Annotated in this window: 20 protein-coding genes; 6 read left to right on the top strand and 14 right to left on the bottom strand. The window is 66.9% G+C overall.

Annotation, left to right across the window (positions count from 1 at the left end; all coding sequences use genetic code 11):
• Window positions 1–49 precede the first annotated feature (49 nt).
• From ACZLZY_RS06390 to ACZLZY_RS06375, 4 genes are all read left to right on the top strand, one after another.
• Window positions 50–1,060 (top strand): ABC transporter permease, encoded by a 1,011-nt coding sequence (locus tag ACZLZY_RS06390; RefSeq protein ID WP_472932786.1) that lies wholly within the window; start codon window positions 50–52, stop codon window positions 1,058–1,060.
• Window positions 1,060–2,094, top strand: a complete 1,035-nt coding sequence (gene yjfF, locus ACZLZY_RS06385; protein WP_472932784.1) for a galactofuranose ABC transporter, permease protein YjfF — start codon at window positions 1,060–1,062, stop codon at window positions 2,092–2,094. The genes ACZLZY_RS06390 and yjfF overlap by 1 nt, the downstream gene beginning before the upstream one ends.
• Window positions 2,091–2,834 (top strand): FadR/GntR family transcriptional regulator, encoded by a 744-nt coding sequence (locus ACZLZY_RS06380; RefSeq protein ID WP_472932782.1) that lies wholly within the window; start codon window positions 2,091–2,093, stop codon window positions 2,832–2,834. The genes yjfF and ACZLZY_RS06380 overlap by 4 nt, the downstream gene beginning before the upstream one ends.
• A gap of 363 nt (window positions 2,835–3,197) precedes the next feature.
• Window positions 3,198–3,641 carry an NUDIX hydrolase gene (locus ACZLZY_RS06375; protein WP_472932781.1) on the top strand — a complete coding sequence of 148 codons (444 nt, stop codon included), beginning with the start codon at window positions 3,198–3,200 and terminating at the stop codon, window positions 3,639–3,641.
• A gap of 138 nt (window positions 3,642–3,779) precedes the next feature.
• On the opposite strand, the gene ACZLZY_RS06370 is transcribed toward ACZLZY_RS06375, so the two are convergent.
• From ACZLZY_RS06370 to ACZLZY_RS06350, 5 genes are all read right to left on the bottom strand, one after another.
• Window positions 3,780–4,529: a Crp/Fnr family transcriptional regulator gene (locus ACZLZY_RS06370; protein WP_472932780.1), complete on the bottom strand. Its 750-nt coding sequence runs from the start codon at window positions 4,527–4,529 to the stop codon at window positions 3,780–3,782.
• 154 nt (window positions 4,530–4,683) lie between these two features.
• Complete coding sequence (locus ACZLZY_RS06365) at window positions 4,684–5,403, bottom strand: exopolysaccharide biosynthesis protein (RefSeq protein WP_472932779.1); 720 nt, start codon at window positions 5,401–5,403, stop codon at window positions 4,684–4,686.
• A 204-nt stretch (window positions 5,404–5,607) separates the two neighbouring features.
• A complete protein-coding gene (locus ACZLZY_RS06360; RefSeq protein ID WP_472932778.1) occupies window positions 5,608–7,503 on the bottom strand; it encodes a potassium transporter Kup in 1,896 nt (631 codons plus the stop codon).
• Window positions 7,504–7,706: 203 nt separating this feature from the next.
• Complete coding sequence (locus tag ACZLZY_RS06355) at window positions 7,707–10,856, bottom strand: efflux RND transporter permease subunit (RefSeq protein WP_472932777.1); 3,150 nt, start codon at window positions 10,854–10,856, stop codon at window positions 7,707–7,709.
• Complete coding sequence (locus ACZLZY_RS06350; protein WP_472932776.1) at window positions 10,853–12,085, bottom strand: efflux RND transporter periplasmic adaptor subunit; 1,233 nt, start codon at window positions 12,083–12,085, stop codon at window positions 10,853–10,855. The genes ACZLZY_RS06355 and ACZLZY_RS06350 overlap by 4 nt, the downstream gene beginning before the upstream one ends.
• Before the next feature lie 109 nt (window positions 12,086–12,194).
• On the opposite strand from ACZLZY_RS06350, the gene ACZLZY_RS06345 reads away from it, so the two are divergent.
• Window positions 12,195–12,782, top strand: coding sequence for a TetR family transcriptional regulator (locus ACZLZY_RS06345; RefSeq protein ID WP_472932775.1), 588 nt, complete (start codon window positions 12,195–12,197; stop codon window positions 12,780–12,782).
• Between the two features lie 81 nt (window positions 12,783–12,863).
• Here the strand turns inward: ACZLZY_RS06345 and phnN are convergent, their stop codons facing one another.
• From phnN to phnK, 9 genes are all read right to left on the bottom strand, one after another.
• Window positions 12,864–13,433: a phosphonate metabolism protein/1,5-bisphosphokinase (PRPP-forming) PhnN gene (gene phnN / locus ACZLZY_RS06340; RefSeq protein ID WP_472932773.1), complete on the bottom strand. Its 570-nt coding sequence runs from the start codon at window positions 13,431–13,433 to the stop codon at window positions 12,864–12,866.
• Complete coding sequence (locus tag ACZLZY_RS06335) at window positions 13,426–14,565, bottom strand: alpha-D-ribose 1-methylphosphonate 5-triphosphate diphosphatase (protein ID WP_472932771.1); 1,140 nt, start codon at window positions 14,563–14,565, stop codon at window positions 13,426–13,428. Before ACZLZY_RS06335 ends, phnN begins: the two co-directional genes overlap by 8 nt.
• Window positions 14,566–14,619: 54 nt before the next feature.
• A complete protein-coding gene (locus ACZLZY_RS06330) occupies window positions 14,620–15,291 on the bottom strand; it encodes a DUF1045 domain-containing protein (protein ID WP_472932770.1) in 672 nt (223 codons plus the stop codon).
• Window positions 15,292–15,294: 3 nt separating this feature from the next.
• Window positions 15,295–16,104, bottom strand: a complete 810-nt coding sequence (phnE, locus tag ACZLZY_RS06325; protein WP_472932768.1) for a phosphonate ABC transporter, permease protein PhnE — start codon at window positions 16,102–16,104, stop codon at window positions 15,295–15,297.
• Between the two features lie 446 nt (window positions 16,105–16,550).
• Window positions 16,551–17,543 carry a phosphonate ABC transporter substrate-binding protein gene (phnD, locus tag ACZLZY_RS06320; RefSeq protein WP_472932767.1) on the bottom strand — a complete coding sequence of 331 codons (993 nt, stop codon included), beginning with the start codon at window positions 17,541–17,543 and terminating at the stop codon, window positions 16,551–16,553.
• 43 nt (window positions 17,544–17,586) lie between these two features.
• On the bottom strand, window positions 17,587–18,435 hold the full coding sequence (phnC, locus tag ACZLZY_RS06315; protein WP_472932765.1) for a phosphonate ABC transporter ATP-binding protein: 849 nt from the start codon (window positions 18,433–18,435) through the stop codon (window positions 17,587–17,589).
• 226 nt (window positions 18,436–18,661) lie between these two features.
• Window positions 18,662–19,279, bottom strand: coding sequence for a DapH/DapD/GlmU-related protein (locus ACZLZY_RS06310; RefSeq protein ID WP_472932763.1), 618 nt, complete (start codon window positions 19,277–19,279; stop codon window positions 18,662–18,664).
• On the bottom strand, window positions 19,280–19,984 hold the full coding sequence (gene phnL / locus ACZLZY_RS06305) for a phosphonate C-P lyase system protein PhnL (RefSeq protein ID WP_472932762.1): 705 nt from the start codon (window positions 19,982–19,984) through the stop codon (window positions 19,280–19,282). It abuts the gene before it with no gap.
• Between the two features lies 1 nt (window position 19,985).
• Window positions 19,986–20,765, bottom strand: a complete 780-nt coding sequence (gene phnK / locus ACZLZY_RS06300) for a phosphonate C-P lyase system protein PhnK (protein WP_472932761.1) — start codon at window positions 20,763–20,765, stop codon at window positions 19,986–19,988.
• 194 nt (window positions 20,766–20,959) lie between these two features.
• Between phnK and ACZLZY_RS06295 the strand changes: the two genes are divergently transcribed.
• Window positions 20,960–21,268: an endonuclease domain-containing protein gene (locus ACZLZY_RS06295; RefSeq protein ID WP_472932760.1), complete on the top strand. Its 309-nt coding sequence runs from the start codon at window positions 20,960–20,962 to the stop codon at window positions 21,266–21,268.
• Window positions 21,269–21,368: the final 100 nt, after the last annotated feature.

The raw sequence follows: 21,368 nt of genomic DNA, 5'->3' as shown, positions 1-21,368 counted from the left end.
GGGTGAGCTGCCGCCACGCCCCGCCAACAACCGCCACCGCGGAGCGCCCATGACCACGCTGAAACGCCTCGCCCCGCAGCTCGTCGTGCTCGCCGTCGTGCTCGCCCTCAACGGCATCCTCTTCCCCGGCTTCTTCGATGTCGTCGTGCAGAACGGCCGGCTCTACGGCAGCGTGATCGACGTCCTCAACCGCGGCGCGCCGGTGGCGATCCTGTCGATCGGCATGACGCTGGTGATCGCTACCCGCGGCATCGACCTCTCCGTCGGCGCCGTCATGGCGATCGCCGGCGCCGTCGCCGCCTCGCTGGTCGCCGCCGGCTATCCTCTGCCTGTCACCATCGCCGCCGCCCTCGGCGTCGGCCTCGTCTGCGGCCTCTGGAACGCGGCGCTGGTGGCGCTTCTCGACATCCAGCCGATTATCGCGACGCTGATCCTGATGGTCGCCGGGCGCGGCATCGCGCAGCTCGTCACCGAGGGCGTCATCCTCACCTTCAACGAGCCGAGCTTCATCTATCTCGGCTCCGGCGCCTTCCTCGGCTTCCCGCTCCCCGTCCTGATCTCGCTGGCGCTGGCGCTTCTCGTGACGCTGCTCGTCCGCAAGACCGCGCTCGGCCTGCTGATCGAGGCCGTCGGCGTCAACCGCCGGGCGTCGAGCCTTGCCGGCGTCAGTGCCGGCCTGCTGCTCTTCGCCGTCTACGCCGCGTCCGGCCTTTGCGCCGCGGTCGCCGGCATCATCGCCACCGCCGACATCCGCGGCGCCGACGCCAACAATGCCGGCCTCTGGCTGGAACTCGACGCGATCCTTGCGGTGGTCATCGGCGGCACTTCGCTGTTCGGCGGCCGTTTCTCGATCATCGCTTCGCTGCTCGGCGCGCTGATCATCCAGTCGGTCAATACCGGCATCCTCTTGTCGGGCTTCCCGCCGGAGTTCAACCTGATCATCAAGGCCGCGATCATCGTCGTCATCCTGGTGATCCAGTCGCCGGCGAGCCGCGTGCTCTTCGGCTATTTCAAGGTCGAGCGCCGCAAGCCGGCCGAGACGAAGCAGGTGCCGTCGTGATGAAGTCCCGCTATCTGCCGCTGGCGACGACGGCGCTGATCTTCGTCCTCGCCTATGCCGCCTGCGCGCTGCAGTTTTCGAACATCCTGTCGACGCGGGTGGTCGGCAACCTCCTCACCGACAACGCCTTCCTCGGCATCGCCGCGGTCGGCATGACCTTTGTCATCCTGTCGGGCGGCATCGATCTCTCGATCGGCTCGGTCATCGCCTTCACCGGCGTCTTCCTCGCCGTCGTGCTGCGCGACACCTCGATACACCCGCTGCTGGCCTTCGCCCTGGCATTGATGATCGCAACCGCTTTCGGCGCCTTGATGGGGGCGATCATCCACTACCTCCAGATGCCGGCCTTCATCGTCACGCTTGCCGGCATGTTCTTCGCCCGCGGCATGGCCTTTGTGCTGTCGACCGACTCCGTGCCAGTGCTGCACCCCTTCTACGAGACGCTGCAGCAGCTCTACATCCGCTTGCCCGGCGGCGGCCGGCTGACCTTCGTCGGCATCACCATGCTGGTGGTCTTCGCCGTCGGGGCGCTCATCGCCCAGCGCACGCGCTTCGGCACCAATGTCTACGCGCTCGGCGGCAACTTACAGTCGGCGCAGCTGATGGGCGTGCCGATCGCCCGCACGACGATCGGTATCTACGCGCTGTCGGGCTTTCTCGCTGGCCTCTCCGGCATCGTCTTCTCGCTTTACACCTCGGCTGGCTACTCTCTCGCCGCCGTCGGCGTCGAGCTCGACGCCATCGCTGCCGTGGTGATTGGCGGGACCTTGCTCACCGGCGGCTCCGGCTTCGTCGCCGGCACACTGCTCGGCGTCCTCATCCAGGGGCTGATCCAGACCTACATCGTCTTCGACGGCACGCTCTCGAGCTGGTGGACGAAGATCGTCATCGGCGTCCTCCTCTTCGTCTTCATCGCGCTGCAGCGGGTGATGCTGTGGGCCTCCGCCCGCCAGCCGGTGCCCGCCCGTGCCGACCCCTTGCCGGCCGGCCCCCTGCCGAAGGCTGCAGCCTTGCCGGGAGGCGCTGTGAGATGAGCGAGAGCGGCCTCCTGCACACGGCGATCACCGGCGGACGGCCCGGCAACAGCCATGCGCACGTCGTTGGCGAACTCGGCCGCAACATCGTTTCCGGCGTGTTCGAGGTCGGCTCGATCCTGCCGGGCGACGAGGAGCTTTGCGCGCGTTTTGGCTTTTCCCGCACCGTGCTGCGCGAGGCGATGAAGACGCTGGCGGCCAAGAACCTGATCCTCTCGAAAGCCCGCGTCGGCACGCGGGTGCTGGAGCGCAACCGCTGGAACCTGTTTGATTCCGACATCCTGATCTGGCGCTTCGAAGTGGGGCTGGACGAGGAACTGGTGCGGGATCTCGCCGAGATGCGGGCCGCCTTCGAGCCGGCGGCCGCGGCCATGGCGGCCCGCCGTGCGACGCCGGAGGACATCGAAAAACTCTACGAGATCGCCCGGCGGCTGGGGGACCCCTGCCATGACAGGGTCAGCATCGCCAATGTCGACCTCGAGTTTCACCTCGCCATCGCCGACGTGTCGAAAAACCCGTTCATGCGCTCGGTGTCGAGCCTCATCGAGGCGGCGCTGGCGATCTCGTTCAAGCTGAGCTCGCCGGCTTCCGATCTCGACAAGATCGCCGAATGCGCCGCCAACCACCTGAAAATCGTTGACGCGATCGCGTCACGCGACGAGGAAGCGACGCGGCAGGCCATGCTGCATGTCATCGACGTCGGCGTAGAGCGCGCCCGCCGGACGTTCGGCCCCGCATAGCGCCGCCTGTGTCCGGAACCGCGCAGACGATCCCATTTTCTCGCAACTGGATCATCTTTGTTTGATCGGGTCGCTGCTCCGTGCCGGAAACGCCTTGTCTGGACGGTGGTGAACCGAGAAAGCGCACTCTGTGCATCGCAGACCGGCAAAAAGCGCACAGCTTGCGCTCTTGCGATATCTAGCCATCCACCTAATTAGTGTGACGAGCTTGCTTTCCGTGAAGAACGGGGAGCCGTCTGCTGCAAAAATCAGCAAACATTAAATTAGGTGCCAGGCAAGCTTAATGTCGTAAACGGACATTTGGCATATGCGGCTAAGTATATGATCGCATGGCGAGTCGCCGGAAGCCGAAGGAGTCATCACGTGCCGCAGAAGAAAGGGAACGTTCAATACGGCGCGTTGCCTTACGCTGTCGGCAAGGATGGCGAGCTGCGCATCCTTCTCGTGACGTCGCGGACGACCCGTCGCTGGATCATCCCGAAAGGCTGGCCGATGAAGCTCCGCCGGCCGCACCAGGCCGCCGCGCAGGAAGCGCTGGAGGAAGCTGGCGTCGTCGGCAAGCCGCAGAAGCGCCCGATCGGCGACTACCAGTACGACAAGCTGACGGATGACGGATTGTCGATCCGGTGCACCGTGACGGTTTTTCCGCTGGAAGTACGCTCGCTCGACAAGCGGTGGAAGGAAGCCCTGGAGCGGGAGCGGCAGTGGTTCACGCCCGGCGAGGCGGCAAGGCTGGTGGCCGAGCCGGAGCTGAGTGCTCTTCTCGAGAACTACCGGCCCGGAAACAAGGCCTTGGCGGGCTCCTGAGGCATCCGCGCGGGGGGGGGCGAAATGACCCCGCCGAGGAGATTTTCCCGACGGACGAGGCTGTGTGTCCTCTTTAGACCCGATGCCCGGATGCCGTGAATTCTGGCTGGGCACAGTTCTCCTGCCCCCGCCGGCCGCTTAGCGGATCGATGTCGCCCGCGGCTTCAGATGGAGATAGTCACGGTCGAACTGGGCGATCGCGCTGAACGTCTCCCAGTTCTGGATCGTCACCGTCTTCTTCTCCGTGACGATATGCCCTTCGGCCTTGAGGTCCTGCAGCAGCCGGTTGACGTGGACGACGCTGAGGCCGAGCGCATCGCCGATCTCGGCCTGGGTCAGCGGCAGCCGGTAGCGGAACCCGTCGGCAAGGCCGACCGCGTCGAGCCTTAGCAGCAGTTCGCAGAGGAGGTGGGCAAGCCGGGCGCGCGCCGACAACCGGCCGATATTGGTAATCCAGGCGCGGAACGCCGCCCCGTCGATCAGCGTCTCGCGCCAGAACGCCGCTGCCACCCCCGGGCGCGCCTCGCAGAGCGTCCGCATGTCGGAATGCGCGACGAAGCCGAGACGGCTTGCCACCACGGTCGCGAGGCTGTGGTCCATGACGTCGAGATGCAGGCTCTGCAGGTCCGGCACATCGCCGGGAATGTTGAAGGCGAGGATCTGCCGGCGACCGTCGCTGATCACCTTGTAGCGGCAGGTGAAGCCATCGAGCACGATGCAGCAATGCGTCGGCCGCTCGCCGTCGCGCACGATGTCCTGGTCGGCGGCATACTCGCGCACCGTCACCGGCAGCGTCTCGATCGCCGCCTGGTCCTCCGGCGAGAGGTCGAAAATGTTCGACAGCCGGGCGAACATATGGCTCGTGCCGAGGGGAGTGGTCTTGCTCAAGGGGCGCTCCCCAATCTCGCAGCGCCGAAGACGGCGGGCCCGATGCATGCCGCACACGCCGTCTGACGGCAAGGTGTGCCGGTTCATCGGCCAGTCTTTCTCGGCAAAAACGGAAATGTCGGTGGCAGATCGACGTCGCCCTGGCGGCGGTCCGTCAGCCGAAGGCCTGGGAGAACAGGAAGAGCCCGCCTTTGACGAGGGCGAAGACTACGCCGGACACCAGGATGCAGGAAACGACGGAAGCCACGAGTCCCGCCAGCACCCAGACCCCGTCCCGCTCGAGCAGGCCGAGCGAAAAGAGGCAGATCGCCAGCGCCGGCAGCATGTTGCCAAGTGGGATCGGCAGGAACAGGATTGTCGCCATCAAGAGGCAGACCGCGCCGACGACATATTCGGCCGGCGGCAGCGCCAGTCCCTCGAGGCGCGGCTTCAGCAGCTTTTCCGCCCAGGCGATCCAAGGCGCCGCCTTGCCGATCATCGTGGCGAAGTCGCCGCGGGCCATCGATCTGTTGGCGATGATCTTCGGCAGCCACGGCTTGCGGCCGAGCATCAGCTGCGCCGCCAGGAAGACCAGCGGGGCGCCGAGGATGGCCGAGGTGCCGGGCGGCGTCGGCAAGGCGTTGGGCATGGCGAAGATCAGCATCAGCGCCCCGAAGGCCCGGTCCTTCATCACGGCGACAAGATCGGCGACCGAGACGCGCTCGCGCGAGGTGTCGTCCGCCAGCGCGATGAGTATCGCCGCGAGCGTCCGCTTGATCGGAACGGTTTCAGTATCCGACGGGACGGCTAGGGCCGAGTCTGCTTCCGTGAGGGGGGAAGGGGTATAAGCCGACGGATCAGGCTCGGTCGAACCGGCGACCTCCCCCGGGAGCATCGCCGAAGCCGTTCGCGGCCCGACGTTTCCTGTGCCGGCTGCAGCATTGCGATCTTGGGGGAAGACGGCAGTGCTCTTCGACGCCAAGGCATCTTGAGCTGCCGCGCTCACCGGCGCCTCCTCGGCACGTCGCTTCCGTTCGTGATCTGCTGCATCCATCATCTTCTCCCGGCCGCCCGCGCCGTCGACCGGGATATGCTCGCTCTAAATGGTGAATTGTTGTCCCATCTCAACCACCCGGTTTGTCGGGAGGCAGTAGAATCCTGACGTATCGGCGGCCGAGAGTGCCATGGAAATGTAGAGCCGGTCCTGCCAGAGCGGCATGCCGTTGGCCGAGGTCGCGCGGAAAGCGCGCCGCGACAGGAAGAACGAGGTCGACATGATCTCGAACTTCAGCCCCTTCTTCTTGGCGAGCGTCAGCGCTTTCGGCACGTTCGGCTCCTCCATGTAGCCGAAGGTCAGGAAGACGCGGGTGAAGAGTTCCGAGACCTCTTCGATCTGCACGCGGTCCTCCGGGGCCACCCGCGGCGTGTTCTCGACCTTGATGGTCATGATGATGTTGCGCTCGTGGATGACGCCATTGTGTTTGAGGTTGTGCATCAGGGCGCTCGGCGCAAGCGTCGTATCCGACGTCAGGAACACTGCCGTGCCGCGCGCGCGCATCGGCGTCGAGCGCTCTAGCATGCGGGTGAGGTCGGTGAGCGCAATGCTCTCGCGGTGCGCCTTGGAATAGGCGATGCGGGTGCCGCGGATCCAGGTCCACATGATCAGCGAGAGCACGGCGGCAAGGCCAAGCGGGGCATAGCCGCCGTCCAGCACCTTCAGCATGTTCGAGCCGAGGAAGATGAACTCGATGAGGATGAACGGCAGCACGACGATGCCCGACAGCCAGGGCGACCACTTCCAGCACTTCCAGAAGACGACGAAGCCAAGGATCGAGGTGACCACCATGTTGCCGGTGACGGCGATGCCGTAGGCGCTGGCGAGGCGGCCGGAGGACTGGAAGGTCCAGACGAGGACCATCACGCCGACGAAGAGGATGAAGTTGACCTTCGGGATGTAGATCTGGCCGAACTGCTCCTCCGAGGTGTGGCGGATTTCGAGCCGCGGGATGAAGCCGAGCTGGATCGCTTGCTGGGTCAGCGAGAACGCGCCGGTGATCACCGCTTGGCTGGCGATGACGGTGGCCATGGTCGCGAGGATCACCAGCGGCAGCAGCGCCCAGGCCGGGGCCAGAAGGTAGAAGGGGTTCTCCAGCGTCTCAGGCCGCGCCATGATCAGCGCGCCCTGGCCGAGATAGTTCAGCGCCAGTGCGGGGAAGACCAGCGAGAACCAGGCGAGCTGGATCGGCTTGCGGCCGAAATGGCCCATGTCGGCATAGAGCGCCTCGGCGCCAGTGATGGCGAGGAAGACCGAGCCGATGATGATCAGCGCCATCCAGCCGTGGTCGATCACGAAGCTGATGGCGTTGAGCGGGTTGACCGCGGCGAGGATCGCCGGCTCGTCGCCGATGTTCATGATGCCGAGGACGCCCATCACCACGAACCAGACGAGGGTGATCGGGCCGAAATAGGCGGCGATCTTGCCGGTGCCGCGGCTCTGCACCATGAACAGCACCACCAGGATCACCGTGGTGATCGGCAGCACCCACTCGCTGAGGCTCGGCGCGACGAGTTTTAGGCCCTCGACCGCGGAGAGGACGGAGATCGCCGGGGTGATCACCGCGTCGCCGTAGAACAGCGAGGCGCCGAGAATGCCGACGATGATCAGGAAGTTGCGCCGACCCATCACCTTCTGCGCCAGCGCCAGCAGCGACAGCGTGCCGCCTTCGCCGTTGTTGTCGGCGTTGAGGATCAAGAGCACGTATTTGATCGTGACGATCAGCGTCAGCGCCCAGAGCAGCATCGAGACGACGCCGACGATCTCCGAGTTGAGCAGCCCGTCGGAGGCGGAATGCACCAGCGCTTCGCGCAGGGCGTAGAGCGGGCTGGTGCCGATGTCGCCGTAGACGACGCCGATGCAGCCGAGAAGCAAGGTCCAGAACCCGCTGGTCTGGTGCTGCACCGCAGCCGGATGCATCGTCTCTTGTGTAGCCGACAAGCGTTGTTCTCCGCCGCGCTCCCGAGGGAGCGGCCCGTGGTCCGGGCGGCATCATCGCATTGAACGATTGGCCGGGACACCACCTTGGGCGAGCTTGCTAGCGGCAGTCGCGGGGAATCGCAACCGTGATGCGAACCGGCGGTATCGCCGGGACCAGCCCGCGATACCGCACTGCAACACAAATGGCGCCTGTCGGGTACCTGTCAGGACGCGGCAGGCGCTGTGGCCGGGCCCTTCTCGATGGCCGTGTCGGTCGGTTTCGGCTTTTTGTCGCGGCCGGACAGCAGCATGTAGAAAAGCGGGATGAAGAAGATCGCGATGAAGGTCGCGAACAGCATGCCGCCGATCACGCCGGTGCCGATGGAGTGACGGCTGGCCGAGCCGGCACCGCTCGAGATCGCCAGCGGCACGACGCCGAGGATGAAGGCGAGCGAGGTCATCACGATCGGCCGGAAGCGCAGTTTTGCGCCTTCCAGCGCCGCGTCGAAGGCGCTGAGGCCTTCGGCCCGTTTCAGCACCGCGAACTCGACGATCAGGATGGCGTTCTTCGCCGCAAGGCCCACCAGCGTCACCAGACCGATCTGGAAGTAGACGTCGTTCTCGAGCCCGCGCAGCCAGATCGCGCCGAGGGCGCCCAGCATCGCGAAGGGCACCGCCAGGATGACGGCGATCGGCAGCGACCACTTCTCGTACTGCGCCGCGAGGATCAGGAACACCATGAAGATGCCGAAGCCGATGGCGATGGCGCCGGTGCCGCTGGTCTCAATCTCCTGATAGGCCGAGCCGGTCCAGGCGATCTCGTAGCCTTCCGGCATCGAGGTCGACAACTCCTGCATCGCCTGCAGCGCCTGTCCGGACGAGAAGCCCGGGGCGGGGCCGCCGCTGACCTTGGCCGCGGTGAAGGCGTTGTAGCGCTCGATGAGGTCGGGACCGACGATGCGGGTGACCTTGAGCAGCGAATCCAGCGGGATCATCGATCCCGACGTCGCCTGGACGAAGGTGTATTTCAGGTCCTCCGGCCGCTCGCGGAAGCGCGCTTCCGACTGCAGGCTGACCTGGTAGTTGCGACCGAGCAGCGTGAAGTCGTTGACGTAGAGGCTGCCGAAGGTCGCCTGCATGGTCGTGAAGATCTGCTCGATCGGCACGCCCAGCGCCTTCGCCTTCTCGCGGTCGACATCGATCTTGTACTGCGGGACGGCGGCGGTGAAGGTGGTGCGCACGCCCGCAAGTTCCGGCCGCTTGGCGGCTTCCGCCACCAGCGCGTTGGTCGCCTCGATCAGCTTGTCGGCGCCGCCGCCGGTGCGGTCCTGGACGTACAGGTCGAAGCCGCCGGTGGTCGACAGACCCTGGATCGGCGGCGGGTTGAAGGCGAGCACCATGGCATCCTGCACCCCGGCATTGGCGCCGATGAAGGCGCCCGGCAGGTTGCGGCCGTCCTGGGCCGGATCGGTGCGCTCGCCCCAGTCCTTCAGCGTCACGAAGGCGACGCCGGCCGAGGTCTTCTGGGTGCCGGCGAGAAGGTCGAAGCCGGCGAAGGAGACGACGTCGGCGACGGCCGGGTTCTCGCGCAGGTTCTCGCTGACGGTCGCCATCGCCGCCGTCGAGCGGGCCAGGGAGGCCGCCGGCGGCAGGATGGCGACGACGAAGTTCGAGCCCTGGTCCTCGTCGGGCACCAGCGACGATGGCAGCGCGGTGAAGAGATAGTAGGTCCCGCCGCAGACGCCGGCGAACAGCACCAGCGCGATGATCGAATGGCGCATCAGGAAGGCGACGCCATGGCCGTAGCCGTTGGTCACCTTGTCGAAGCCCGCGTTGAACCAGCGGAACGGCGCCCAGGGCTTGGAATGCGTCTCGCGCAGGATCAGGCCGCACAGCGCCGGGGTCAGCGTCAGCGCGACGATGCCGGAGATCGTCACCGACACCGCGATGGTGATGGCGAACTGGCGGTACATGGTGCCGGCGAGACCGCCGAGGAAGGCGACCGGGATGAACACGGCGCAGAGCACCAAGACGATCGCGATGACCGGGCTCGTCACCTCGCCCATCGCCTTGGCCGTCGCCTCCTTCGGCGGCAGCTTCTCCGTCGTCATGATCCGCTCGACGTTCTCCAGCACCACGATGGCGTCGTCGACGACGATGCCGATCGCCAGCACCAGCGCGAAGAGGGTGAGGAGGTTGATCGAGAAGCCGAAGGCCAAGAGCAGCCCGAAAGTGCCGATGATCGACACCGGCACCGCGATCATCGGGATGAGCGTCGCCCGGAAACTCTGCAGGAAGACGAAGACGACGATAAAGACGAGCACCATCGCCTCGATGAAGGTGTGGATCACCTCCTCGATCGAGGCCGAGATGAACTTCGTGGTGTCGTAGGGGATGGCGTAGGTGATGCCGTCGGGGAACTGCTTGGTCAGCTCGTCCATGCGGGTGCGCACGCCGGCCAGCGTGTCCAGCGCGTTGGCGCCCGGCTGCAGGTAGATGCCGATCGGGACGGTCGAGCGGCCGTTATAGGTCGCGTTGAAGCCGTAGTCCTGGGCGCCGAGCTCGACCCGCGCGACGTCCTTGAGGAGGAGCGATGCGGCGTTGGCGTCCGACTTCAGGATGATGTTTTCGAACGCTGCGGCGTCCGGCAGGCGCCCGCCGGTGGTCACCGAATAGGTGAAGGCGAGCGGGTTCGGGTTCGGCTCGGCGCCGAACTGGCCGGCGGCGAACTGCGCGTTCTGCTCGCGGATGGCGGTCGCGACATCGGTCGGCGTCAAATTGTACTGCGCCAGCTGGTCCGGCCGCAGCCAGATGCGCATGGAATAGTCGCGCTGGCCGAACAGCTGCGCCTCGCCGATGCCCGGCAGGCGCTTCAGCTCGTCGAGCACGTAGAGGAGGGCGTAGTTCGACACGTAGGTCGCGTCGTAGCGCTCGTCCGACGAGGTCATCGTCAGCACCGAGAGGATCGACGAGGAGCGCTTGACCACGGTGACGCCGAGGCGCTGCACTTCGGACGGCAGTGAGGAGACCGCCTGCTGCACGCGGTTGTTGACGTTGATCGTCGCCTGGTCGGGATCGGTGCCGCTCTGGAACGTCACGGTCACCGAGGCCGAACCCGACGAGGAGTTCGTCGACTTCATGTAGATCATGTCCTCGACGCCGTTGATCTGCTCTTCGAGCGGCGCGGACACGGTCTGGGCGAGTGTTTCGGCGCTGGCGCCGGGATAGGTCGCGGTCACCACCACTTCCGGCGGGACCAGCTGCGGGTACTGCTCGATCGGCAGCGCGCGCAGGCCCATGACGCCGGCGAGCACGATGACGATCGAGATGACGGCGGCAAAGACCGGCCGGTCGACGAAGAAGCGGGAATTCATTGGGCCGAGCCCTCGGTATTGGCCGGTGCGACGGTCGCGGTCGGCTTCTGCGCGTCGCCTGTCGGCGCGTCGGCGGCCGGCGCAGGCTCGGCGGCGGGGACGGAGGCCGGCGTGCTGTCGACGTTGACGGGGGCGTTCGGCCGCGCCTTGATGACGCCGACGGTGATTACCTTGTCACCGGTCTTCAGGCCCTTGGAGATGACGATGCGGTCGCCGAGCTGGCGACCGACCTCGACGGGGCGGACCTGTGCGACGCTCTTGTCGTCGACGGTGTAGACGAAGGTCCCTTGCGCGCCTTGCATCAGCGCGGCATCGGGAATGGTGATGGCATCCGGCAGGACGAGGCCGTCGACTTTGACCCGCACGAACTGTCCCGGCAGCAGCTGGCTCTCGGGATTGGCGAGAACGGCGCGCGACAGGATGGTGCCGGTCTCGGCGTCGATCGACGCCGAGGTAAAGTCGATCGAGCCCTTCTTGTCGTAGACGCTGCCATCGCCGAACAGCACCTCGACCGAGAGGTTGGCCGCGGCGCCGCCGGCCGCGCCGCTTTCGATCAGCCGGCGAATGGCGATCGCCTCCGTGTCGGCGGCCGAGAAGTTGACGTAGATCGGGTCGAGCTGGCTGATCCGGGTCAGCAGCGTGTTGACGCTGAGCAGGCTGCCCTCGGGCACCTGCTCGAGGCTGGTGATGCCGCCGGCCGGTGCGTTGACGGTGGCATAGGTCAAGGACAGCCGGGCCGTCTCGAGTGTCGCCTGCGCGGCGGAGACCTGGGCTTCCGCCAGTTCGCGGCTGGAGGTCGCATCGTCGAGCTGGGCGGTCGAGACCGCGCCGCTTCGGGTCAGCGAGCGCTGGCGGTCCTCAGTGCGCTGGGCCTGGCCAAGGGTCGCCTGGCTCTGGCGCAGCTGCGCCTCGGCCAGCGCCACCTGGGCCTCGAACTCGCGCGCGTCGATCTTGAACAGGGTCTGCCCGGGCGCCACCACCGCGCCTTCCTCGAAGGTCCGGTCGAGCAGGATGCCGGCGACCCGCGCCCGCACCTCGACCTCGCGCGAGGCGGCGACCCGCCCGGCATATTCATAGGAGATCGGCAACGTCTTCGCCTCGACCGTCTCGGCGCTCACCACGGGCGGCGGCGGCGCGGCGCCACCGGGTGCCTGGGCCACGGCGATGCCGGCGGTTGCAAGGAGGGAAGCCAGGACGGTGCCGAGGGCCGGAAGACGGAACGAACTCATGGAAGGGTCCAGACGATACGGCACGCGGCCTATTGCAATGCAGCATCCTTACATTCATAGATGCATGTAAGCAAGGAGCCTCGGGTTGCGCAGAACCAAGCAGGAAGCGATGGAAACGCGAGCAGCGATCCTGGACGCGGCGGAAGCCGTGTTCCACGAGCGCGGCGTCGGCCAGACCAGCCTTGCCCAGATCGCCGCAGCCGCCGACGTCACCCGTGGCGCGATCTACTGGCACTTCGCCAACAAGGTCGAACTGTTCAAGGCCATGCAGGACAGGGTCCGCATGCCGCAGGAAGAGTTCTTTCAGAGCCGGGAGATGTCCCGCTCCGACCGGTGTCTCGACTTGCTTCAGGAGACGACGCTGGAAGCGCTGCGCAGCTTCGCAGCCGACACACGCGCCCAGCGGGTCTACACGATCATTTTATTCCGTTGTGAATATGTGGGCGAGATGGGGGATGCGCTGCTCAAGCGGCGCGAAGCCGACCATCAGATGAAGGACACGATCCTGGCCGTCTTCGACCGTGCCAGCGCGTTGCAGCAGCTGTCGCGCCCTTGGCAGCCCTCGACCGCGGCCAACGCCTATCTCTGCGCCGTGGTCGGCCTGTTTTCGGAATGGCTGCGGCTCGAAGGTGAGTTCGACCTGTTGGAGACCGCGACTCCGTTGATCGACAGTCTGTTCGCCAGCTATCGCGGCTGATCGCCGTCGAGGCGGCAGCGGCGGTTTCCGCAGTGGAGTTCGGCGCGCCGAGGCGTTCGGGACGCCCCTGATGATCTGAGATCAGCCCGCCATCACCCGCCGCACCAGCGCCACGAAGGACGCCGCGGCATCCTCGGCTGCGCCGGAATTGTCGATGCGGTGGGGACCGTGCGCGGACGTTGGCACCGTCAGCTGGACACTCCGCGCCAGCCGCGCCTCGATCTCTTCGGCGCTCTCGCGCCCGCGCCCGGCGATGCGCTGCACCAGGAGTTCGCGCGGCGCGGTGATCTCGACGACATGAACATTTCCGAAGCGCAGCGTCGCCGGCACCAGGGCGCGGCGAGAGACATTGGCGATCACCGTCGTGCCGCCGCTGCAATCGTAGGCGAGGGCGGCCGGCAGGCCATAGCGCAGGCCATGGGCGCCCCAGGTGAGGCAGAAGGCGCCCGCCGACTCCGCCGCCGCGAACTCGGTCTCGCTGAGGCAGTCGTGGTCCTCCGCCTCGACCTGCGACACCCGGGTGATCACCCGCCGGGCGAAGCGCAGCCGGGTCTCTTCCGAGAGGGACTGCTGTGCCAGTCCGAGGATCGTGTCCTTGCCGGCACCGCTCGGGCCGACGACGGCGATGAAGGCGCCGGGCTGATCAGGCAACGCGCCGGCCTTCGCGGTAGACGGCGCCGACCACCGGCGGTGCGCCCGCGACCGCCCGCACCCGCACGAGGTCGGCCCGCTTGCCGGTGGCGATCTCGCCGCGGTCGGCAAGGCCGACGGCATCGGCGGGGTTGCGCGTCACCAGCCGGACGGCGTCGACCAGCGCGGCGTCGCTCTCCTCGCCGAGCTGGAACACCGCCTGCATCAGGCTGAACGGGACATAGTCGGAGGAGAGAATGTCGAGCACCCCGGCCGCCTTCAGCTCGGCGGCCGAGATGTTGCCGGAATGCGAGCCGCCGCGCACGACGTTCGGCGCGCCCATCAGCACCTTGAGCCCGGCGGCGTGCGAGGCGCGCGCCGCCTCGAGCGTCGTCGGGAATTCGGCGAGCGCGATGCCGTAGTTCACGGCCTCCTCGACATGGGCGAGCGTCGCGTCGTCGTGCGAGGCGAGGGCGATGCCGACTTCATGGGCCCGGGCGGCGATGTGGTCGCGGCTTCTCGGCGCATTCGCCTCTGACTCCTCGGTCCGCCGCTGGCAGAAGCGGTCGAACTCGGCGTCGGTGAGCTTCATCTTGCCTTGGTAGTACATACGGTAGGTGTCGATGTTGACGAACTGGCGCTGCCCCGGCGCGTGGTCCATCAGCGAGGCCAGCCGGATCAGCGGATTGCCCAGCATCGCCTCGAAGCCCTCGATGACGTCGGCGGCCGAAACCTCGCAGCGCAGATGGATGAAGTGGTCGGCCCTCAGCCGGCCCTCGTCGACCGAGCGGGCGATGCTGTCGGCCATGTCACGCATGTCGGTGGCGCCGATGTCGGCGTTCTCGTCCATGCCGACGCGCAGCGCGTCGAACACGGTGGTGATGCCGGAGGAGGCGATCTGCGCGTCGTGCGCCTGGATCGCGGCGAGCTTGTTCCAGCGCACTTTCGGCCGCGGCAGGTAGTGCCCTTCGATGTGGTCGGTGTGCAGCTCGACAAAGCCCGGCACCAGCGTCTCGCCGCCGAGGTCCTCGCCGATGACGCTGTTGCCCTCGGTGACCTCGGCGATCAGCCCGTCGCGCAGCACGACATGGCCGTGGATGACCTGGTCGGCAAGGACGATGCGGGCGTTGGACAGGACGGTTTCATGGGGCATGGGAGGGGTCTGCCATAAGAGGGGCGCTCGGCGGAGAGCCCGGGCGCGGCGCGGTCAGGCGCCGCCGAAGGTGTGAAGCGAATGCACCCGGAAGGCGTCGCCGGGGGAGGGCTCGATGAAGACCGCAAGGCCGTCGATGGCCAGCGGCGCGCCATCGAAGTCGGCGAAGCGCTCGCGCAGCAAGGCGTCGACGGCATCGATCCTCGCCGCCTCGACCGGGCCGGTCAAGGTCATGTGGAAGCGGAAATCCTCCAGCACGTGCGGATAGCCCCAGCGGTCCAGCTGCGCGCGCTGGCGTTCGCTCAGCCGGTCCGGACGGCGGCGGGCGATCTCAGCCTCGGTCAGCGGCGCACGGAGGCCGTCGGAGGCTTCCAGGAGGTCCGCCTCGAGCACTGCGAGCGGCTCGCTCGGCGTCGCCGGCACCAGCGCGAAGAACGGCCCGAGCCGGCGCAGCGCCATCTCCGGCAGCGTCACCACCGGGCGCGACGCGGCAAAGCGTGCCAGCCGCTCGTCGACATCGGCGAGGTCGAAACCCTCGGCAATGCGGAACGGCGCGCGCATCGTCGCATGGAAGCCGTAGCGCGCCGGCTCGGCGACGACCGGGTCGATCTCGGCGTCCGGTTCGCGCGTTGCCTCGCCGGTGAAGGCGTCGCGGCCGAGCCAGAGGGCGGCGGCGCGCGTCAGCGGCGCACCCGCCGGCGGCGTGAAGTAGATGGCAGTGCGCAAGGGCTACATCACCCGCTTGCGCAGCTGCTGGGAGAGAAGGTCGGTCAAGGTCACGCTGATCACCACGAGCAGGAGGATGGCGGCTGCCTGCGCGTAGTAGAACCCCCGGATCGATTCGAACATCACCTGCCCGATGCCGCCGGCGCCGATCAGGCCGAGGATCGTCGCCGAGCGGACGTTCGATTCGAAGCGGTAGAGCGTGTACGACATCCACAGCGGTAGCACCTGCGGGATCACGCCGTAGACGATCTCCTGCAGCTTGGATGCCCCCGTCGCGCGGATCGCCTCGACCGGGCGCGGATCGATCGCCTCGACGGCTTCCGAAAACAGCTTGGCGAGGATGCCGGTGGTGTGGATGAACAGCGCCATGACGCCGGCGAACGGACCGAGGCCGACGGCGACGACGAACAGCACGGCGAACACCACCTCGTGGATCGCCCGGAAGGCGTCCATCAGCCGGCGGGTCGGCTGCAGGATGTACCAAGGCACCATGTTGTGGGCGCACAGGATCCCGAAGGGGATCGACAGAAGCGTCGCCAGCACCGTGCCCCAGAGGGCGATCTGGATGGTGACGATCATCTCGCGGACGTAATAGTTCCAGTCCTTGAAGTCCGGCGACAGGAAGCCGGAGGCGTATTGCGCCATGTTGTCGGCATCGGTGAACAGATAGGTCCAGCGCCCCATCTCGGCCGGTCCCCAGCTCCAGACGAGCAAGGCAATGAGCGCGATCCAGATCACATAGCCCCAGGCGGCCTCGGACCAGTTCCGCTCGATCATCGACTTGGCGGGGGCGGTGTGGGCGGCGTCGGACATGGCGGTGGTTCCTGGCGGTGATGGCGAGGGGGCTTGCGTAAGTCAGGCGGACGCGACGAGCGGGAACTAGGTGCTTCGTCATCCCGGGCTTGACCCGGGATCCATTCCAAATCGCCGTCCCCGTCGAGGACGGTGGACATTCCCTTCCGCACCGGAGTGGGGTTGACGCGGAGAGGAATGGATCCCGGATCAAGTCCGGGATGACGATCTGAAAGGGTGGGCGACGTTCTGAAAAGTTGACGGACGTTCTCATGAGACGCGTCGTATCAGCGCGCAACGCACTATCTTCGCCTCGAAACGCCCCTCATCCCGCTGCCGCGACCTTCTCCCCGGAGGGGAGAAGAAGCAGCGTGGCCGTTGCGCCTGACCGGACGTGTTGCGCATCCTCACGGCGGCAGCAGTGCACGCGGCCGTCGCCGGCCGCGTGCCGTTTCAAAAACCCAGCCTCAGCTCTGCGGGTTCTTGGCGATCTCGGCCTCGACCTTGGCCTTCTTAGCGGTCAGTTCGTCGATCTGCGCCTTCTTGGCGTCGGCGGCGAGCGTCGTGTCGGCTTCGATGCCGGCGATCTTCTTGGTGAACTCCATCACGCGGATCGGCAGCAGCTGGGCGTCGGTCGAGGCGCGGAAGGGCGCCCACTGAAGGCCCTCGAGGGTCTTCTTCTCCGCGGTCGCATCGCCCTTCGAGCGCTCGGTGCCGTAGTCGAGGAAGAAGGTCTTCAGCTTCTCCTTGGTCTCAGCGGACAGGTCCTTGCGCCAGACGATCGGATCGGAGGCGATCAGCGGCGACTTCCAGATCACCTTGATCTTCTTGAAGTCGTCCGGACGGTTCATCTCGATCTTGGCGAGGTTCTCGGTGTTGTTGGCGGCGGCATCGACCTGCTTGTTGGCGACGGCCATCGCATTGGTCTCGTGGTTGGCATTGGTGACGTTCTTGAAGCAGTTCTTCGGGTCGATGCCCTTGGCGGCGAAGATGAAGGTCATCGGCACCAGATAGCCCGAGGTCGAGTTCGGGTCGCCGATGCCGAAGTTCATCGACTTGTCGCAGGTCAGGAGGTCGTCGACAGAGTTCAGCTTGCTGTCGGCCGGGGCGAGGATGAGACCGTAGTAGCCGGCCTCGCCGTTCGCGGCGACGGTCTGCACGAAGACCTCGCCGTCGGAGCGGTCGACCGCCTCCATCGCGGCCTTGTTGCCGTACCAGGCGACCTGCACCTTGTTGAAGCGCATGCCCTCGATGACGCCGGCATAGTCGGAGGCGAAGAAGGGCTTGATCTCCAGGCCGGTCTCCTTGGCCATGTCGGCGAGGAAGGGCTCCCAAAGCGGGCGGAGGTTCGACTGGGACTCGGTCGAGATGATGCCGAAATTGATCGGCTCGGCGATCACCGGCGTGGCAAACACGGCGGCCAGCGAGAGGGCGGCGAGGCCCTTGGCGAAGAGGTTCATCGAAAGCTCCTGGGTGGATTGGGTTGGGTCTGCGTGGAAAGGGTCAGGCCGAGGCGAGCGCGCGCAAGGCCGCGGTGAGGTCCTGGGTCGGGCGCAGCTCGCGCGGCGGCTCGGCCGCATCGGGCAGGATCAGCTCTTCCGACGAGGTGCCGTAGAGCTCGCGCAGGAAATCGTTGGTCAGCGCCAGCGAGGGCCCGTCGAACACCACGATGCCGTCCCGGAGCGCGATGGTGCGCGGGCAGTAGCGGCGGGCGTATTCGACCTGGTGCAGCGAGACGACGGCGGTGATCTTGTCGGTCCGGTTGATGTCGGCGATCACGTCCATCACGCGGCGGGCGGAGGACGGGTCGAGCGAGGCGATCGGCTCGTCGGCAAGGAGGATCTTCGACTTCTGCACCAAGGTGCGGGCAATCGCGGCGCGCTGCTGCTGGCCACCGGAAAGGGTGGAGGCGCGCTGCCAGGCGACTTCCGGAATGCCGACGCGCCCGAGGGCATCGCGGGCGAGAAGCTTTTCCGCCTTGCTGAACAGGCCGAGCGTGCCCCGCCAGCGCGGAATGCGGCCGAGCAGGCCGGTGAGGACATTGGTCAGCACCGGCAGGCGGCCGACGAGGTTGAACTGCTGGAAGATCACGCCGATCTCTCGTCGCATTTCCCGCGCCTTGGGATCGAGCTTGCCGCCTTGCTGCAGCGTGCGGCCGAGGATCTCGATCTTGCCGCCGTCGCTGTCGCAAAATTCCAGCCCGGCGATGATCCGCATCAAGGTCGACTTGCCGGAGCCGGAGGCGCCGATCAGCGCCACCATCTCGCCGGCTGAGATTTCGATATCGATGCTCTTCAGCGCCTGCTTCTTGCCGAAGCGCTTGGAGAGTGTGCTGACGCGGATCGCGTTCATGCGGTGTCCCTTTTGCGAAAACCAGGCCGGACTGCGCTTCCGTCACGGGTGACGAACCGGTCGGAAACGCCGTCCGAATTCATCCGCTGTCTGGCCGTTTCGCCGGTCTCTTCCGGCTGTCTTGCCGCTAGGCCTAGCCTCCTTCGATGTACTGCGCGTGACGCCAGGGTGACCGTTCAGTGACGCCCGAAAGCCCCGCGCCGCAAGGGTTCCAGCCCCTTCTGAATCAGTGCTCGTGGCGGTTGAGAAAGGCTTCGGCGCCAAGGGTCCGGAAATCGTCGAGACAGGTCCGAAGACGGTCGTGCGGCCAGTCCCACCAGGCGAGCTTGTCCATGCGCTCACCGATGCCCGGGGCGAAGCGATCCCGGATTTTCTTGGCCGGAACGCCACCGACGATGGTGTAAGGGGCGACGTCTTTCGACACGACGGCCCCGGCCCCGACCACCGCGCCGTTGCCGATGGAAACGCCCGGCAGGACCGTGACGCCGTGCCCGATCCAGACGTCGTGGCCGATGGTCACGCGGCGGGCCCGGCGCGCGGCTAAGAACGGCAATTCCTCCTCGGCATCGTCGAAATAATCGTTCGCGCGGTAGGTGAAATGGTGCAGCGTCGCGCGCTCGACCGGATGGTTGGTGGCGTTCAGACGGGCGCTCGCGGCGATGTTGACGAACTTGCCGATCGTTGTGCCCCAGACCCCGCAATCGCGCATCATGTAGGAATAGTCGCCGATCTCCGACTCGGCGACGCGGCACCGCTCGTCGACCTCGACATAGCGGCCAAGGCGCGTGGTCTCGACGATGGCGGTCTCGTGGATCAGCGGGACGTGTTCGGAGAGGCGGGGCATTCAGGCGGCCTTTCGGGCGGAGAAACCGGTGACGTCGATGACCCGCGTCGCGACGCGGGCGCGCACCACCTCGTCGTGGAAGATGCCGAGGATGGCGACGCCGAGGCCGAGTTTCTCCTCGATCATCGCCGCCACGGTGTCGCGGTTGACGCCGTCGAGCGAGGCGGTGGGTTCGTCGAGGAGGAGGATCGGATGATCGGTGATGAAGCCGCGGGCGATGTTCACGCGCTGCTTCTCGCCGCCCGAGAAGGTGGCGGGCGGCAAGTCGAACAGCGCCTCCGGCAGGTTCAGCCGGCGAAGCAGGTCGGCCGCGCGGGTGCGGGCCTCGTCTGCGTCGACGCCGCGGGCGAACAATGGCTCGGCGACGACGTCAACGGCTGGCACCCGCGGCACGGCGCGCAGGAACTGGCTGACATAGCCGATGCGCTCGCGCCGCAGCCGCATGACAAGGCGCGGATCGCCGGAGGCGAGGTCCTCGCCCGCCTCTCCGACGAGAATCCGGCCGGTGTCGACGGCATAATTGCCGTAGACCATGCGCAGGATCGACGACTTGCCGACCCCGGACGGCCCGCCGAGCACCGCGCATTCGCCGGGTGCAAGCTGGAAGGAGACGTTCTCCACCACCGGCAAGCGGATGCCGCCGCGCAAGTGCACGGTGAAGGATTTCGCGACGTTCTCGACGACGAGAATAGGCTGAGCGGACATTCTAGCTCTCCGGGATCGAGGCGACGAGCAGCTGGGTATAGGGATGCTGCGGGTCGTCGAGGACGCGGTCGGTGAGGCCGGTCTCGATGACGCGGCCGTCCTTCATGACGATCATCCGCTGCGAGAGGAGGCGGGCCACCGCGAGGTCGTGGGTGACGATCACCACCGACAAGCCGAGATCGGCGACGAGCTGGCGCAGGAGATCGAGAAGCCGTGCCTGCACCGAGACGTCGAGGCCGCCGGTCGGCTCGTCCATGAAGACCAGGCGCGGTGCTGTGACGAGGTTGCGGGCGATCTGCAGCCGCTGGCGCATGCCGCCGGAGAAGGCGACCGGCTGGTCGTCGATCCGGTCGCCGGCGATCTCGACGCGGCCGAGCCAGTCCGTCGCCGTCGCGCGGATCTCTCCGTAGTGCCGCTCGCCCACCGCCATCAGCCGCTCGCCGACATTGGCGCCGGCCGAGACGCGCATGCGCAGGCCGTCCGCCGGGTTCTGGTGGACGAAGCCCCAATCGGTGCGGGCGAGGAAGCGCCGCTCGGCCTCGCTGAGGTCCTCGAGGTCCCGCGCCTCACCGTCGCGCATGCGGTAGAGCACTGCGCCTGAGGTGCGCGGCAGGCGGGCGGAGATGCAGTTGAGCAGCGTGGTCTTGCCCGACCCGCTCTCGCCGACGATCGCCAGCACCTCGCCGGGATGGACCTGGAACGAGACGTCCTCGCAGCCGATCCTGCCGCCATAGCGCTTGGTGACGCCGCGGACGTCGAGGATGGGGGTGTCGTCGCTCATACGGAACTCCTTCGCGGCGCTGAAGACACCGCCGATCTCCCCCCTTGAGGGGGAGATGCCGGCAGGCAGAGGGGGGTGATCGCGGCGGGAACCTGTGTAAGCTCGGTGCCGGACCCACGGGCAGGGCGAGGGACATGGCGCATCATCTCGTTCCGACGAAGCACCGTGCCCATGCCAAGACGATGCGCCACGCCATGACCGAGGCCGAACTGCGCTTCTGGACGGCCGTCCGCGCCCATCGCCTGATGAACCTCGGCTTTCGCCGACAGGTGCCGATCGCGGGCCATATCGTCGATTTCGCTTGTCCCGCGCATCGCCTCATTGTGGAAATCGACGGCGTGCAGCATGGAGGGGAGGCCATTGTGGTGCGCGACGCCGCGCGCACGGCGAGGTTCGAGATGGCCGGCTGGACGGTTGTTCGGTTCTGGAACGACGACGTCCTGCAGGATATCGAGGGAGTCTGCCGGCACATCCTGGCGGTGATCGAGGCGGAGGATCGGTGAAGATGTAACCCAACCCGTCGGCGGGGATGCGGCACTCACCCCCCTCTGCCCTGCCGGACATCTCCCCCTCAAGGGGGGAGATCGGCGGTTGCGGGCGCCG

The organism is Mesocryomonas lacus, assembly GCF_055730135.2.
This window is presented reverse-complemented; position numbering and strand designations above follow the sequence as displayed.

What these genes read in the sequence shown, in the direction of transcription:
- ACZLZY_RS06390 (WP_472932786.1), top strand. Translation starts at nt 50, where the DNA reads ATGACCACGCTGAAACGCCTCGCCCCGCAGCTCGTCGTGCTCGCCGTC.
- yjfF (WP_472932784.1), top strand. Translation starts at nt 1,060, where the DNA reads ATGAAGTCCCGCTATCTGCCGCTGGCGACGACGGCGCTGATCTTCGTC.
- ACZLZY_RS06380 (WP_472932782.1), top strand. Translation starts at nt 2,091, where the DNA reads ATGAGCGAGAGCGGCCTCCTGCACACGGCGATCACCGGCGGACGGCCC.
- ACZLZY_RS06365 (WP_472932779.1), bottom strand. Translation starts at nt 5,403, where the DNA reads ATGCTCCCGGGGGAGGTCGCCGGTTCGACCGAGCCTGATCCGTCGGCT.
- ACZLZY_RS06355 (WP_472932777.1), bottom strand. Translation starts at nt 10,856, where the DNA reads ATGAATTCCCGCTTCTTCGTCGACCGGCCGGTCTTTGCCGCCGTCATC.
- ACZLZY_RS06350 (WP_472932776.1), bottom strand. Translation starts at nt 12,085, where the DNA reads ATGAGTTCGTTCCGTCTTCCGGCCCTCGGCACCGTCCTGGCTTCCCTC.
- ACZLZY_RS06345 (WP_472932775.1), top strand. Translation starts at nt 12,195, where the DNA reads ATGGAAACGCGAGCAGCGATCCTGGACGCGGCGGAAGCCGTGTTCCAC.
- ACZLZY_RS06335 (WP_472932771.1), bottom strand. Translation starts at nt 14,565, where the DNA reads ATGCCCCATGAAACCGTCCTGTCCAACGCCCGCATCGTCCTTGCCGAC.
- phnE (WP_472932768.1), bottom strand. Translation starts at nt 16,104, where the DNA reads ATGTCCGACGCCGCCCACACCGCCCCCGCCAAGTCGATGATCGAGCGG.
- phnD (WP_472932767.1), bottom strand. Translation starts at nt 17,543, where the DNA reads ATGAACCTCTTCGCCAAGGGCCTCGCCGCCCTCTCGCTGGCCGCCGTG.
- phnC (WP_472932765.1), bottom strand. Translation starts at nt 18,435, where the DNA reads ATGAACGCGATCCGCGTCAGCACACTCTCCAAGCGCTTCGGCAAGAAG.
- ACZLZY_RS06310 (WP_472932763.1), bottom strand. Translation starts at nt 19,279, where the DNA reads ATGCCCCGCCTCTCCGAACACGTCCCGCTGATCCACGAGACCGCCATC.
- phnL (WP_472932762.1), bottom strand. Translation starts at nt 19,984, where the DNA reads ATGTCCGCTCAGCCTATTCTCGTCGTCGAGAACGTCGCGAAATCCTTC.
- phnK (WP_472932761.1), bottom strand. Translation starts at nt 20,765, where the DNA reads ATGAGCGACGACACCCCCATCCTCGACGTCCGCGGCGTCACCAAGCGC.
- ACZLZY_RS06295 (WP_472932760.1), top strand. Translation starts at nt 20,960, where the DNA reads ATGACCGAGGCCGAACTGCGCTTCTGGACGGCCGTCCGCGCCCATCGC.